We start from the raw sequence: 14,900 nt of genomic DNA, 5'->3' as shown, positions 1-14,900 counted from the left end.
CGGTGTTGCCGCTGGAGACTGCGCGTGAGTTCGTCTTGGACCGATGTGCAGCGCGCAAGCTCGAGCGTGTCGCAGTCGCCGATGCATTGGGCTTGGTGACTGCCAGCGAAATCGTCTGCTCTGAAGACATCCCGCAGTTTGCGAACACGGCCATGGACGGATTCGCTGTTCGATCTGCCGATGTGGCCGACGCCCCATGCGAATTGCGGGTCGTCGAAACGATTGCGGCGGGGCATGCACCGCAGGTGACGGTCGGACCGGGGGAGGCCAGCCGCATCATGACGGGCGCGACCATTCCCCCGGGCGCTGATGCAGTGGTGATGGTGGAGCGGACCAGCATGGCGAAGCCGGCTGGCACCGCGGCGGGCGGGGCCGACAACCCCGAGACGGTGCGCGTGGAGGTGGGCGTCCCGCCGGGCAATCACGTGAGGCATGCGGGCGACGACCTGCAAGCCGGTGCCCACGTCTTCGGCGTCGGCACCGAGCTCACCGCTGGACATCTCGGGGTGCTGTGCAGCCTCGGGATGACCGAGGTGGAAGTGTTCGGGCGGCCGCGGGTCGGCGTGTTGTCCACGGGCGACGAGCTCGTTGACGACGGCAGCCCGTTGCAGCCTGGTCAGATCCGGGATTCGAACCGCCGAACGCTGCTGGCGTTGGCACATCGGGCCGATGTGGACTGCGTCGATTTGGGACTCGTCCGAGACGATCCCGATGCAATAGAGGCCGCCATCCTCACCGGCGTCGACACGTGCGATGCCATCGTCACCTCCGGCGGCGTCAGCATGGGCGACTTCGATTACGTGAAGGCCGTGCTCAACCGCATCGGCGATATGCGCTGGATGCAAGTGGCGATCAAGCCTGCCAAGCCGCTGGCGTTCGGCACCGTGGGCGATGTGCCGGTGTTCGGCCTGCCGGGCAATCCGGTCTCGTCGATGGTGTCCTTCGAGCTTTTCGCGCGGCCGGGTCTGCGCTCGATGATGGGCCATCCGGATCCGATCCGAGCGACGGTCGGGGCCACCGCCGCGGAAGATCTTCCGCGACGCGTCGACGGCAAGACGCACTTCATGCGGGTGCTTGCGACACCCAAGAACGGTGGCATCGAGGTTCGCTCCGCCGGGGGGCAGGGCTCGCACATGCTGTGGGCCATGGCGAACGCCAACGCGCTGGCGGTCGTGCCCGACAGCGACGGTGTGCGTGCCGGCGAATCGGTCGACGTGCTCTTGCTGGACTGAACATCGTTCGCCGCTTCGGAGAGATCGATCAGTGGTCGGTACGCTCTGGCCAATGAATGGTGCAGCAGGTGTCGTTGCCCCGGCCCGGGCGGAAGACCTCGTCGATCCATTCGGCCGACATGTCGGCGACTTGCGCATCTCGGTCACCGATCGCTGCAACTTCCGCTGCCAGTACTGCATGCCGGCCGAGGGCATGACGTGGCTGCCGCGTTCAGAGATTCTGAGCTTTGAGGAGATCGAACGCTTCGCCGAGGTGTGCGTGGAACGCTTCGGCTTCGAGAGCATTCGGCTGACAGGCGGCGAACCCCTGGTGCGAGCGCACCTGCCGCGCCTCGTGGAACGACTGGCGGGTCTTGGCGTCGATGTTGCGCTGACCACCAACGGCGCCACGCTGCGCTTGCACGCCAAGCCGCTGGCCTCGGCCGGGCTGTCGCGCATCAACATCAGCCTCGATTCGCTACAGCGCGACAGATTCTTGGAGCTGACCCGCCGCGACGAGCTCGACCGGGTTCTCGACGGCATCGACGCAGCCATCGACGCCGGGCTTGCCCCGGTCAAGATCAACACGGTCATGATGCGCGGGATCAACGACGACGAAGTGGTGGACTTCGCGCGCTACGGCCGTGAGCGAGGCGTCGAGGTCCGCTTCATCGAGTTCATGCCGCTCGAAGCAGGCGACGTGTGGAACGCAGACGTGGTTGTGCCGGCCGACGAGATCCTGGCGGCCATCTCTGCTGAGTATCCGACGGAGGCCGTCGTACGTGCCAACGAACCTGCCGAGCGCTACCGATACCTGGACGGGGGCGGTCACGTTGGCGTCATCGCCAGTGTCACCAAGCCGTTCTGCGGCAATTGCGACCGGGTGCGGCTCACCGCCGAAGGCCAGTTCCGCACGTGTCTGTTCGCGCTCGACGAGTTCGACATGCGATCGATCCTGCGTAGCGGTGCGACGGGTGCCGAACTCGATGATCGGCTGGCAACCGCCGTCCGCGATGCAGTGGGCACCAAGTGGGCCGGCCACTCGATCGGCCAAGTCAACTTCATTAAGCCCAAACGGACAATGAGTCAGATCGGTGGCTGAGGCCGCCGATCCATCAGACACAGAGGTGGCTGAAGCATGACCGAGTCACCGTTCACCCACTTGGATCCGCTCGGCCGGGCGCGCATGGTCGACGTCACTCCGAAGGAGGCGTCCCACCGGCGGGCGATCGCTCGCTGCCGAGTGCACATGGCGAACGAGACGGCGTCGCTGGTTGCTCGCGGTGCGATCGCCAAGGGGGACGTCATCGCGGTCGCCCGCGTGGCGGGCATCCAGGCTGCCAAGCGCACCCCCGATCTCATCCCGCTCTGCCACCCTTTGCTGGTCGGCGCTGTCTACGTGAACTTCGAGATCGCCGATACCTGGATCGAGATCGAGGCCCAAGTGGAGACGGTGGATCGCACCGGCGTCGAGATGGAAGCGATGACGGCGTGTTCGGTCGCCGCGCTCACCATTTACGACATGTGCAAGTCAGCCGACCGTTCCATGGTCATCGGCGACCTGACCCTGTGGGAGAAGACGGGCGGTAAGTCGGGCACGTACCGTCGGACAGACGCTGGCCAAGATTGATCGCGTTCTCTCGCGGGAACGACAGGAAGCTCTGAACAGACGCGCGATGGCTCGGTCGGTTCGGGAAGATTAATCTTCGGCGACGCACACGCAAGGGATATGCGGGGTTCGTGCGGGATGAAGTGGCACCCTGTGTGGGCAGGCCCGCTAGCGAGGCAGGTGATGCATGACACAACTGGTCTTGGTGTTGTTGGCCATCGCTTGGATTGTGGTCTTGGCCCCCGATGTTGCGCGCCTCGTTCGACCTCGTCGCGCGGCCACATCATCAGTCGACCAGTTCCGTCAGCAACTCGACTCGCTCGGCCGATCCGCTCCGGCCGCGGCGCAGATTTCCCAAGCGCGCGCGCGCAGGCAGTTCGGCGCGCCGCAGCGGCGATGGACGAGCCCGACCACGTCGATGCCTGCCACGCCCAAGCAGGCGGCGATCCGACGACGCGATATCGGCACACTGTTGGGGCTGTGCACCTTGGTGACGCTCGCTGGCACACTCGCCACGGGCTCGGTGTGGGCAGCGGCAGCGTTTGCCCTGATGCTCGCTGCTACCACGGCGTTCGTGGCCCTCGTGGTTCACCGACGCCGTGTAGCGCCCACCGCTGAGGTGCACTATCTGCCGCTGCGGGATCCCGACAATGCCTCGACAGTGAAGATGATTCGCCGTACGGCAAACCAATAGGAACAACGCCGGAGGTATATTCGACGGCCGCCCGATTCGGGGGTGTAGCTCAGTTGGTAGAGCGCTTCGGTCGCATCGAAGAGGCCAGGGGTTCGATTCCCCTCACCTCCACGCTGAGGAGGCTGTGTGTGGCCGTTGCCCGGATCTTGACGGCGTGCTCTCCCTTCTTTCGTCGGGTTGCCGCTCTTGGCGTGGCTGCCATGCTTGTGGTAGCTGCGTGCGACAGCAACGGCGAGGCCGAGTCTCGATATGACGGATTGGCAGTTCCCGAATCGCAGTTGAAACAGGTGCCCGACATGGTGTTCAGCGACACCGACGGCAACGACTTCCACTTGGCAGCCGACACACAGGGGCAGGTCCGCCTCGTCTACCAGATGTTCACCAACTGCCCCGACATCTGCGGCGTGCAACTCGCTCAGCTCGCGAGCGTGCTCAACCGCCCAGGTGCGCCGGCGAATGTGGCGGTGCTGGCGGTGACGGTCGACCCAGACCGCGACACGCCTGAGGTGCTGCGCGCCTACCTCGATCAGTTCAGCGACGACTTTGTCGGGCTTATTCCCGGCAGCGAACAGCAGTTGACCGATCTGCAGAACGCGCTCGGAGCACTGGCCTCGATCAAGATCTTCGAGACCACCACGACCGAGACGCATCAGATGGCATCAGATGGCGGCGACATGGGCGACACAGACATGGGCGACATGGATCACGGCGATGTCGACTACGACATCGCCCACGATGCCCGGGTGTTCGCCTATGCGCCGAACGGATACGGCTATGCGCAGTACCCGCACCCCACGCGCCAGACGCAGTTCGACCACGACCTGCCGATTCTCGCGGGCATCCAGCCGGACGCCCCAGCCCCCGCAGGCTTGTAGCGATGCGCTTTTGGTGCTCGGCTCTCGAAGTGCCGTGGAGTTGGTCGTGGCGGGCTTACCCAGGCGTCTGGGCAGCATCACTCGCGATCGCCGTCCCGTATCTGGTGGCCCGTCGCCGCGCACGCGACATGCGCCCGGGGCCGCTCGCGCCGTCCGATGCCGCCGCCGAACGACGGCAGACGTGGCTGTTCCTCTCAGGAGTGTTGGCGTTCTGGGTGGCATCGGATTGGCCGCTTGGCGTCCTCGGCGCCGGATACCTCGCGTCGGCCCACATGGCGCAGTTCATGCTCTACACGCTGGTGGCCGCGCCGTTGCTGGTTCTCGGCACGCCCGAACCGATGGCGCGCAGGATCTTGGCGAAGCTGCGTCTGTACCGCTTCATGACCCGCCTCACACAGCCGGTGTGCGCTGGGCTGGTGTTCAACGGCTGCCTGGTGGCGACGCATTCGCCGTGGGCGGTGGACACGCTGCGGGCAAACCAGTTCGGGTCCTTCGTGATGGACGCCGTGTGGCTTGTCTCCGGTGTGCTCGTGTGGCTGCCGATCTGCTCACCGCTCACCGAGCACCGGCTGCGCGCCTACCCCGGCAAGATGGTGTACCTGTTCCTGGCGCTCGGGGTCGTGCCGGCGGTGCCGGCAGGGTTCTTGACCTTTGCCAGCTTCCCGCTCTACGCCACCTATGAGCTGGCACCCCGGTTCTACGGTCTGGATGCGGCCACAGACCAGCAGACGGCCGGGCTCATCATGAAGCTGGGCGGCATACCGATCGTGTGGGGAACCATCGTCGCCATGATGATGCGGTGGGCCGACGAGTCGAAGAACCTGAGCCCGGTTCAGCCGCCTAGTCCACGATGATCAGCGCCCAGTAGATCACCACGGCAATCAGCGCTCCAGCGGCCGCAAGCGCGCGCAACGACAGCCACAGCTCATCTCCGGGCCGCATCGGTCGCCGGGGCGGGCGGCCGAACATCAGCCCCAGCCCGGCGGTGCGGCGGGGCTCATGACGTCGGTGCCGCGTCCGCTTGGCCGATGCGTGCGCCCTCACGCTCGCGCAGCCGCACGTTGACCCACATCTTCTCGACGTGCTGGGCCACCGTCAGCGCCCCCTGCGGCACTTCGTGCTCCGAGAGGAACGTCTCGACCTCGGTGGCCAGCTCATGGGTGTGCATCCCTCGGATACCGCCGACCATGCGCGAAATGGAATTCTGGGGGAAACGATCGGTCAGTTCGTCCCATCGATCCCGGATGAAGGCCCACGCCAGCGGGCCCCAGTCGAGGTGGGTCATGGCGGCGCCGAGCAGGTACGGGGCATTCTGGGTGCGGACTTCGGCTGCAAACAATTCGAGCGTCCGCTCGAACAGCCCGCGGTCGTCGAACAGCAGCAGCGATTGCAGGTATCGCAGCTCGCTTTGCGGAGTTTCAGCCGACCGGTACAGCTCCAGCATCTGTTCGTAGTCGGTCTCGTCGCCGGCCGCTGCGGTGACCTGCACGATCGCGGCGGCCAGGTTCGGCTCGACAGAGGCGCTGTTGCCAACGGCCTCCTCGAAGAGCTCCCGCGCGCGGGCCCGGACCAGCTCGTCACGTCCACGGCCCCCGGCCGCCTCGAAGAGCACACCGCGCAGCTCGCGGTCGAGATCGGGCTCACCGGGCTGGGGCTCGAAGCCCAGCACGCCCAGTGCGGTCGTCGCCAGGTCACGGATGAGCACAGCCAGTGCCTCGCGCCCGGCCGGTTCGGCGATCGCGTGCAGTCCCTTGAGCCCCCAGATCATCCGCTGCCACACGTGCAGGTCGGTCTCGGAGCCCAGGTCGGTCACCAGCCCGATGAATTCGGCGGCGCTGGCATCACCGGCCACGACGGCCGCGTAGGTGTCGTCGACGAGCCCGTATCGCTCGATGGGTTCGAGCACCTCCAACGCCTGCCGTGCCACGGCGGCGAGCAGCTCTGCGCTGTAGCGCACCCGGTAGTAGCCGTGCCCGCCCGAGTTGACGATGACCCATTCCACAGACGCGCCCAGGTCCAGCGTTGCCGAGGCATCGGTGAGCAGAAGTTGCCGCTCGACGGTGCTGCCATCGACCAGCCGGGCCCGCACCATGACCGGCACGCTCCAGATCGCAGCATCGGGTGCCTCAGCGCCAGCGGAATCTCCGGATCCGTACACGAAGCGATGCTGGGCAATCCTCAGGCCGTCGTGATGCGGTTCGACCGACACGATCGGGTAGCCGCGCGTGAAAATCCAGCCGTCCATGACCGACCGCACCGGCTCGCCGCTGGAGGTCTCGAGGGCATCCCACAGATCGGTCGTGGTGGTGTTGGCGTAGCTGTGACGCTCCAAGTAGTGCTGCACGCCCGCCGCGAAACGGTCGGGGCCGAGGTACTGCTCGAGCATCCGCACGACCGCCGCGCCCTTCTCGTAAGTCAGCACGTCGTACATGCCCTCGGCATCGGCCGGGGAGATCACCTCGTACTCGACGGGACGGGTGGTGCTCAGCGCGTCTACGTCGAACGCCGCCCCCCGCTCGATCGAGAACTCGTCCCAGCGCTTCCATTCCGGCCGGAAGGCATCGGTGGTGGCCACCTGCATGAAGGTGGCGAAGGCCTCCTTCAGCCAGATGCCGTTCCACCAGTCCATCGTCACGAGATTGCCGAACCACATGTGCGCAAGTTCGTGTGCCACGACATCGACGATGCGCAGCAGCTCAGCGGTGGTGGCCTTGTCGGGGTCGGCCAGCAGCAGCGTCTCGCGGAAGGTGATGGCGCCCATGTTCTCCATGGCACCGAATGCAAAGTCCGGCACGGCGATGAGGTCCACCTTGGTGCCTGGGTAGGGAATGCCGTAGTAGTCGACCAGCCACGCGAGCGCGAACGCCCCGGCTTCCAAACCGAACCCGGTCAGCGCGGACTTGCCGCGCACGTGAACGATGCGCAGCGGCACGCCGCCGACATCGACCGGCTCGGTGGCTTCGACGTCGCCGACGATGAACGCCATGAGGTAGGTCGACATCTCCATGGTGTCGGCGAAGTCGTCGCGGCGCCGGCCGTCGGCCAAGATTTCCGACGACACCACCTCGGAGCAGCTGACCGCCATGAGATCGGCCGGCACGATCATCGTGACGCCGAAGACGGCCTTGAAGTCGGGCTCGTCGAAGCACGGAAACGCTCGCCGGGCGTTGGTGGACTCGAATTGTGTCGTGGCGATGGTGCGCAGCTCGCCGTCCTCGTCGACGAAGGTGGACCGGTAGAAGCCGCGGAGCTGATCGTTCAGCTCGCCGGCAAACGTGCAGCTGATCCGGAGATCGCCGGGTTCGAGCCGGCGGCCGTCGACGGGACGCAGCGCCATCCGCTCCGTTTCGGCGTCGAACGTCACTTCTGCGGCAATCGCGGACCCGTTCTGTTGCAGCGTCGCTTCGCCGCAGTCCAGATCGGCGGCATTGAGCATGATGCTGTCGACGGGCGCCTGCACCGTTGCCGCGATCACAACCTCCCCGACAAAGCGGGCCTCGGCGATGTCGGGCTCCATGAGAATGTCGTAGCGACTCGGCAGTACATCTCGTGGCAGCCGGTACGGGTTGGCATCGGGCGAGCCATCAGTCAGAAACGTCACGGCGCGCACACTACCGAGGCCTTCCGATCCCACACAGATCGTGCGAACGGTTCAGTCGAGGTGCTAAGCCCACGGGCGTGGAGCCTGGGGATGTTCTGGATGTTGGCAATGCACCCGATGCCGCTGTCGATGAGGCGGCGCTGGATGTGGTCGGCATCGGCAATGCCATGGTGGATGTGCTGCTGCGCGCCGATGACGCCGTCGTCGATGGCCTGGGCATTGTCAAGGGGGCCATGACGCTCGTGGACACCGAGCGAGCGACCGAGCTTGCCGCGATGGTGGAATTGCTCGGCGGCGCCGACGAGATGACTCCTGGCGGCTCGGTGGCCAACACCATGCTCGGCATCGCCGCGCTCGGCGGGCGCGCCGGATACATGGGCCGAGTCTGCGAGGACGGGCTTGGCGATCTGTTCGTCGCCGACATGGCTGCTCACGGCGTTTTTCAGTCCACCGCGAGAGCGCCGCGTGATGACCCGACCGGGCGCTGCACGGTGGTCATCACACCCGACAGCGAGCGAACGATGAACACGTACCTGGGTGCTTCGGCCGGGTTTGCTCCAGCCGATGTGGACTGGGACATGGTGGGCCGTGCCCGCACCGTGTTGCTGGAGGGCTATCTCTGGGATCCGACGGCCGCCCGAGCGGCACTGCGCGAGGTGGCAGAGCACTGCGCTGCACCTGGCAACGACTGCCAGGTCGCGCTCAGCTTGTCGGATTCGTTCTGCGTCGAGCGCCACCGGCGCGAGTTCATCGACATGGTCGACCGTTGCACCAACGTCCTGTTCGCGAACGCGGCTGAGCTCAAGGCGCTGTACGACACCGATGATCTCGACGAAGCGCTCGGCGAGGTGCAAGGCCGTGTGGACATCGCATCTGTCACGCTCTCGGCTGCAGGCGCAGTGCTCGTCACTCCCGACGAGATCGTGAACGTGCCGGTCGAGCCGGTCGACGAGGTGATCGACCGCACCGGTGCGGGCGATCTGTATGCGGCCGGTGTGCTGTACGGCCTCGCGAACGGTTATGACCTGGAGCTATGCGGCCGACTGGGCTCGGTGGCAGCCGCCGAGGTCATCTCCCACGTGGGCACCCGGCCGCTGGTGCCGCTCGACGAGCTGGCCGCCGACTTGATCTAGAGCCCGTCGTCGTTGCTGCTGCCGGGCCGTGCCTGAATTCCATCGATGGCCCGAATGTCCCGTGCAGCGTGGGAGGGCATCGCTGGTCCCTGCTCACTCGGCCGTGAACAGTGACGCCAAGGTCTCGTCGGCGATGGCGTCAAGCAGAGCCTGCAGGCGGCGGCGTTCGGTGCTGACGTTGCTGGGGTTCGGCGTCACCGCCTCGAGATAGATCTTGGCCTTGGGTTCGGTGCCGCTCGGCCGGATGCAGATGCGTACCTGCGTCGTGGGGTCGTGGTGCGGGCCGTCCGTCGTGGCGGGAGTCAGCTCCAATTCCAGTAGGTCAGCTCGGTGCGGCGCACTCGAGTCGAGCCAGTCGGTGATCTTTGTGATGGGGCGGTTAGCGATCATGTCGGGCGGATCGGCCCGCAACCGCGCTATGGCCGCAGCAATCGCTTCGGTGGCGGCGCGCACCGACGCCGCGGTCGTGACATGGAGGCCGATTTCGGCAGCCAACTCGTCGAGGCGCTCCAGTGGCCCGATGCCGCGGGCAGCCAGCGCCCCAGCCAACCGTGCGAATTCGACGGCGGCTGAGACGCCGTCCTTGTCCAGCACGGCGTCGGTGACCGAATAGCCGAGCGCTTCCTCGTAGCCGAACACCCAACGGGCTTCGCGATGCGCCAGCCGCGGCTCCATGATCCACTTGAAGCCGGTGAGAGTGCGGTGGTGAGTGACGCCCCGGGCGCTGCACAGGGCTTCAACCATCCGACCTGACACCACTGACGACGCCGAGATCAACGGCCGCACATTGGCCTCGACGTCCTCGCCGTCGCCCGCCAGGCCGATCAGCCAATCGCACAGCAGCAGGCCGAGTTCGTCGCCGCTGAGCCGGCGCCACGCACCGTCCTGTTCGCGGACGGCCACCGCCAGGCGGTCTGCGTCTGGGTCGTTGGCGAGGACCACGTCGACGCCGACCTCAGACGCCAGTGCCGTCGCATCATCGAGCGTGCCGGGCTCCTCGGGATTGGGGAACGGCAATCCGGGAAATGAGCCGTCGGGATGTCGCTGGTGTTCGACATAGATCGGCGGCGGCAGCCCCGCGGTGGCGAACGCATGACCCAGGGTCTGCGAGCCGACGCCGCACAATGCCGTGTAGACGATCGGCGTCACATCAGCCGGATCGACTGGTCGGCTGTCTGAATCGAGGACGGGGCGGCGGACCGCAGCACCGACGTATTCGGCGATTACCGAGCGCACCTCGAGGCTCTTCACCGCGTGCCGGGCAGCCAGATCGCCGTCGACGGGAAGCAACGACAGGTCCATGCGAGCTTCGATGCGGCGGTCGATCGGAGGCCGGATCTGGGTGCCGTCGGACCAGTACACCTTCAGGCCGTTGTCGGGACGGGGGTTGTGGCTCGCAGTGATCATCAGTCCCGCACCTGCGGATCGGGCGAGCAGCTGCCGCGCGAGCAGCGGCGTCGGGGCCGGTGCGTCGATGATTGCCGTCGGGATGCCCATGGCGGCGAGTAGGCGCGCCGCGTCGAAGGCCATGTCCGCGGAGCCCTGCCGGGCATCGAAGCCGACGACGGCGCCTCGCCGGCCCAAGTCGCACCCGATCAGTTCGTTGCCGATGGCTCGGGCGGCGACACGGGCCATGACGCGGTTCATGCAGGCCGGCCCCGGACCCCACGACGCCCTCATTCCGGCCGTGCCGAACCGCAGCCGGCTGCCGAAGTGTGCCTCCACCCATTCGACGTTCGAACGATTGGCCTCGATGTCGCGACGCATCGCTTCGTCGGGTTCGACCGCCAGCCAGGAGTCTGCGAGTGCTTCGGGGGTGGTCATAGGGCAACGCCTCCGCCTACCGCTGTCCGTGCTCGGAGGCTGAGCCGGCAGGCGAAGCCGTGGCCCGCGCGGCCCGTGAGCGCAGCGAACAAGAGCGGGAAGCAATTGGTGCGACAACTGGAAGGTTCACCTGCGTGTCCGTGCTTGGAGGCTGAGCCGGCAGGCGAAGCCGTGGCCCGCGCGGCCCGTGAGCGCAGCGAACAGGAGCGGGAAGCAATTGGTGCGACAACTGGAAGGTTCACCTGCGTGTCCGTGCTTGGAGCGAGGGCGCAAGTATGTTCGGCTTGTCATGTTGTTCCCGACGTTCGTCTTCGGCGCATTCTTCTTTGTCGTCTTCGTCGTCAACTGGCTGACCCGGCCCCACCCGGCGCTGTGGAAGCCGCTGATGCTCGCTGCCAGCATCGTCTTCTATGGCTGGTGGAGCTGGCGCTTCGTCTTCCTGCTGCTCACGACCATCGTTATCAACTGGGTCGCGGGGCACTTCGCGGTCAACAGCACTGCGGACGGGAAACGCTGGTGGGTCGGACTCGGCGTCACCGCCAACCTCGTCATTCTCGGCGTCTTCAAGTACTGGGACTTCTTCGCTGTCGAGATGTCCAACCTGCTCGAGCGATTCGGCATCACGGGCGCGCTGCCAGTGCTGGAGTACACGCTGCCGGTCGGCATCTCCTTCTACACGTTCCAGGCGATGAGCTACATCATCGATATCGGTCGGGGGAACATCCGCGAGATGACGCCGCTGGACTTCGCGGTGTACCTGTCGTTCTTCCCCCAGCTTGTGGCTGGCCCGATCGTGCGGGCGTCGGAGATGGCGCCGCAGCTCGCTGCCCGGCCCGACCCCCGCTACGTGCCTGCCGCCGAGGCCTTCGGGCTGATCCTGAACGGGCTGTTCAAGAAGGTCGTGATCTCCAGCTTCCTGGCGAGTGAGATCGTGGACGGCGTCTTCGCCGATCCAGGCGCGCACAGCGGCCCCGAAGTCGTGCTCGGGGTCTACGCCTACGCAGTCCAGATCTACGCGGACTTCTCCGGCTACACCGACATCGCCATTGGCGTGGCGCTGCTGCTGGGCTTCCGGTTCCCGCAGAACTTCAACAATCCCTACCGGGCGCTCACCCTGCAGGATTTCTGGCGGCGCTGGCACATGACCCTGTCCCGCTGGCTGCGCGACTACCTCTATGTGCCGCTGGGCGGCAACAGGAAAGGCCGCGCCACCACTTATCGCAATCTCATGGTCGTCATGTTGCTCGGCGGCCTGTGGCACGGCAGCACCTGGAATTTTGTCATCTGGGGCGGCATCCATGGTGTCGTTCTGGCAGCGGAGCGGCTCGTGCTTGAGCAGCGAGAGCGCAGCGGGGCCGGTCCCGTGCTCTCTCCGGCAATCGGCGAGGTCGTGCGCTGGCTCGTCACCTTCCACGTGGTGTGCCTGGCGTGGGTGTTCTTCCGGTCCGAATCGCTGTCCGCTGCTGTGGAGATGCTCGGCGCTGTTGCCAGCTTCGACAACTACGCCGGCACTGCGACACCGCTGGTGATTGCCGTGACCTTCGGCGCGCTGGCATTCCAGTTCATGCCCACGGACTGGTTCGACCAGCTGCGCGACGGCTTCGCCAGCCTCGGCTGGGTGGCCCAAGGCGCTGTGGTGGGCATCTCATTGGTGGCAATTGACGTACTCGGCCCCACGGGCGTCGCCCCGTTCATCTACTTCCAGTTCTGAGCAATGCCGGCCTCGCACGTTCCGCCTGATCCCTCGACCGCTCCAGCGGCATCGGGGCCGCGCCTCGACGCGACAGACCGCCATAACGGCGTGGCGGCCGGCAGAGTCTTGCTGGCTGGCGCGCTCGGGCTCGTGCTGGCGATCGTGGGCAACTCCCAGCAGCTGCTGCGTGAGGCGCAGCAGAAGCCGTTCGGCTGGGAGCGCGACGCTTCGGTAGCGGTTTGGGAACCGATCGAGGGCGCCTCCAGCGCGGTCGGGCTGCACCTGCCGCGCTTGTGGGTTGACGAGGCCTTCGGTCGATCGGTGGTCGATCCCGGGGCAACATCCGATGAGTTCGCCGTTGCGGCCGAGCCCGATTCGACCGCAACGGCGACGCCGACGGAGCAGACCTCATCCGAACAGGTCGTAGCGACCCCTGGCATCGAGGCCGACACGCAGCCCGGGGGCACAGCGCCGCTGGTGGCCCCGGGGCCCCGGCCGGCGCCGGCCGACGGCGCGTCGTCGGAGGCCGGAACTGCCACGGGCGACGAGCAGCCCGTCACTGGGGCCAGCGACGGCGCAGACAACACCGGGGAGACCCCCATCAGCGCACCGCCCACGACCGTGGCGTGGTTTCCCACACCGGACGATCCGCTGCGCTTGCACATCATGGGCGATTCGATGGTGCAGTTCTTCGGCCACGTCATGGTTGGGCTGGCCAATGACACCGGCGTCATCGAGGCTTCCTCTGAGCATCAGCTCTCGAGCGGCCTGAGCCGTCCCGACTTCTACGACTGGCCCGCTCGAATCGTCGAGGTGATTCCTGCCACCGATCCCGACGCGGTGGTGATGATGTACGGCGGCAACGACGCACAGGCGCTCGTGGTGGACGGTCAGATCGCCCGCCCCTTCTCGGAGGCTTGGGTGCAGGAGTACTCGGCGCGGGTCGCCCACGTCATGGACCTGGTGACGACCGACCCCGACCGGGTGTTGATCTGGGTGGGCCAGCCGATCATGGAGAGCCCCGACTACGACGAGCGCATGCAGCAGGTCAACAAGGTGTTCGCCGCCGAGGCCGCCAAGCGGGATCGGGTGATCTATGTGGACATCCGCGACCTGTTCCGGGGACCGAACGGCGGATTCAGTCGCTACGTCGCTGACGCAGACGGGCAGCTCGCCGATGTGCGTCTCTCCGATGGCGTGCACCTCAGCACCGTCGGGGGGCGCTGGCTGTCACAGGTGTTGCTGGATGAACTCGGCGGCTTGGTCGATCTGACGTCGGGCGCAACTTCGTGAACCTGCGGGTTGCATCCCGCCCTCGGCGAACGCCGGGGGCTGCCGCCGCAATTGTCGTGTGCCTACTGGCATCGGGACTGCCGTCGGGTCCGGTGGGCGCGCAGTCCAACGACGATGCCGTTGAGGACGCTGTTGAAGACGCCGCCGATGACGGCACCTCCGATGACCTCGCCACCGGTGGGTCGTCGGCGCAGGTCCCCGTGCCGCCGCCGAGGCATACCGACGACCCGTGGGCGGATCCCGTGTTGCGGTGGCCCGACCCGCTCGCCGAGTCCGGGCTGGGCACCGAGCCCACCTACTACTGGTTTGCCCGCGAAGACCGGCGGTCGCTCCTGGCGGCGGCAACGCCCGATCGGCCGCTGCGGGTGTGGTCGGGGGGCGATTCGATCTCGGGCGGTCCTGTCTATGGCTTCCGGCAGCTGATCGGCGACGATGAGCGATTCCGCTTTACCGAGGACATCATCACCTCGACCGGCGTGGTGACCGACTGGTATTTCGACTGGATCGCCTACGTGACCGATGAGATCACCGAAGGCCCATACGACGTGATCGTGCTGGCGATGGGTGCCAATGACAAGCAACGTTTCCGCGACCACCCCGAGCGACCCGGCGAACCGGCCTGGGTCCAGCGCTACCAAGCCAGGGTGGCCAAACTCGTCTCCGCAGCGGTGAGACCGGGGCGCCTCGTGATCTGGGTGGGGCTTCCTCCCTTGGGAACGAGATTCCTGTCTGACTTGCCCGGCATTGTCAACCCCTTGTCCGAGGCTGCGGTGAGCGAGATCGACGGAGCCATATTCGTGGACGCGTACGAGACGTTGGCCATAGATGGGGGCTATACGGCGTGGCTCGACGCCGATCAAGGGCGCCGCCGCATCCGCACGCAGGACGGTGTCCATTACACGCTGTATGGCGGCCTGGTGCTGACCGAGCCCATCCTGGCCGAGATTCACCGACGCAGCGGCTGAGA

General features: G+C 66.5%; 13 protein-coding genes and 1 tRNA gene. 11 read left to right on the top strand and 3 right to left on the bottom strand.

The window, feature by feature from the left end; all coding sequences use genetic code 11:
• The first annotated feature begins 2 nt into the window (after positions 1–2).
• From glp to ACOOF5_RS02870, 7 genes are all read left to right on the top strand, one after another.
• The gene (glp, locus tag ACOOF5_RS02900) at positions 3–1,232 is read left to right on the top strand and encodes a gephyrin-like molybdotransferase Glp (RefSeq protein WP_420436445.1); all 1,230 of its coding nucleotides are present in this window, start codon (positions 3–5) and stop codon (positions 1,230–1,232) included.
• Between the two features lie 52 nt (positions 1,233–1,284).
• A complete protein-coding gene (gene moaA / locus ACOOF5_RS02895; protein WP_420436443.1) occupies positions 1,285–2,313 on the top strand; it encodes a GTP 3',8-cyclase MoaA in 1,029 nt (342 codons plus the stop codon).
• 36 nt (positions 2,314–2,349) lie between these two features.
• A complete protein-coding gene (gene moaC, locus ACOOF5_RS02890; RefSeq protein WP_420436441.1) occupies positions 2,350–2,841 on the top strand; it encodes a cyclic pyranopterin monophosphate synthase MoaC in 492 nt (163 codons plus the stop codon).
• A gap of 166 nt (positions 2,842–3,007) precedes the next feature.
• Positions 3,008–3,514 (top strand): hypothetical protein, encoded by a 507-nt coding sequence (locus tag ACOOF5_RS02885; RefSeq protein WP_420436439.1) that lies wholly within the window; start codon positions 3,008–3,010, stop codon positions 3,512–3,514.
• Positions 3,515–3,552: 38 nt separating this feature from the next.
• Positions 3,553–3,625 (top strand) — tRNA-Ala (locus ACOOF5_RS02880).
• 17 nt (positions 3,626–3,642) lie between these two features.
• The gene (locus ACOOF5_RS02875) at positions 3,643–4,389 is read left to right on the top strand and encodes an SCO family protein (RefSeq protein ID WP_420436437.1); all 747 of its coding nucleotides are present in this window, start codon (positions 3,643–3,645) and stop codon (positions 4,387–4,389) included.
• 2 nt (positions 4,390–4,391) lie between these two features.
• Complete coding sequence (locus ACOOF5_RS02870; RefSeq protein ID WP_420436435.1) at positions 4,392–5,243, top strand: cytochrome c oxidase assembly protein; 852 nt, start codon at positions 4,392–4,394, stop codon at positions 5,241–5,243.
• Here ACOOF5_RS02870 and ACOOF5_RS02865 read toward each other — a convergent pair.
• Together ACOOF5_RS02865 and ACOOF5_RS02860 are read right to left on the bottom strand one after the other, a co-directional pair.
• Complete coding sequence (locus tag ACOOF5_RS02865; protein WP_420436433.1) at positions 5,230–5,358, bottom strand: hypothetical protein; 129 nt, start codon at positions 5,356–5,358, stop codon at positions 5,230–5,232. The genes ACOOF5_RS02870 and ACOOF5_RS02865 overlap by 14 nt on opposite strands.
• Positions 5,359–5,386: 28 nt before the next feature.
• Positions 5,387–7,990: a M1 family metallopeptidase gene (locus ACOOF5_RS02860; protein WP_420436431.1), complete on the bottom strand. Its 2,604-nt coding sequence runs from the start codon at positions 7,988–7,990 to the stop codon at positions 5,387–5,389.
• Positions 7,991–8,067: 77 nt separating this feature from the next.
• Between ACOOF5_RS02860 and ACOOF5_RS02855 the strand changes: the two genes are divergently transcribed.
• Positions 8,068–9,123 carry an adenosine kinase gene (locus ACOOF5_RS02855; protein WP_420436429.1) on the top strand — a complete coding sequence of 352 codons (1,056 nt, stop codon included), beginning with the start codon at positions 8,068–8,070 and terminating at the stop codon, positions 9,121–9,123.
• Between the two features lie 93 nt (positions 9,124–9,216).
• On the opposite strand, the gene ACOOF5_RS02850 is transcribed toward ACOOF5_RS02855, so the two are convergent.
• Complete coding sequence (locus ACOOF5_RS02850; RefSeq protein ID WP_420436427.1) at positions 9,217–10,947, bottom strand: phospho-sugar mutase; 1,731 nt, start codon at positions 10,945–10,947, stop codon at positions 9,217–9,219.
• Positions 10,948–11,539: 592 nt separating this feature from the next.
• On the opposite strand from ACOOF5_RS02850, the gene ACOOF5_RS02845 reads away from it, so the two are divergent.
• The 3 genes from ACOOF5_RS02845 to ACOOF5_RS02835 are packed head-to-tail and all read left to right on the top strand — an operon-like array spanning position 11,540 to position 14,898.
• Positions 11,540–12,658, top strand: coding sequence for an MBOAT family O-acyltransferase (locus tag ACOOF5_RS02845; protein ID WP_420436425.1), 1,119 nt, complete (start codon positions 11,540–11,542; stop codon positions 12,656–12,658).
• 3 nt (positions 12,659–12,661) lie between these two features.
• A complete protein-coding gene (locus tag ACOOF5_RS02840; RefSeq protein ID WP_420436423.1) occupies positions 12,662–13,933 on the top strand; it encodes a DUF459 domain-containing protein in 1,272 nt (423 codons plus the stop codon).
• A gap of 56 nt (positions 13,934–13,989) precedes the next feature.
• The gene (locus tag ACOOF5_RS02835) at positions 13,990–14,898 is read left to right on the top strand and encodes a DUF459 domain-containing protein (protein ID WP_420436421.1); all 909 of its coding nucleotides are present in this window, start codon (positions 13,990–13,992) and stop codon (positions 14,896–14,898) included.
• The last annotated feature ends 2 nt before the right edge of the window (positions 14,899–14,900 follow it).

The organism is Candidatus Poriferisodalis sp. (assembly GCF_965214215.1).
Classification (GTDB): Bacteria; Actinomycetota; Acidimicrobiia; order Acidimicrobiales; family Poriferisodalaceae; genus Poriferisodalis.
This window is presented reverse-complemented; position numbering and strand designations above follow the sequence as displayed.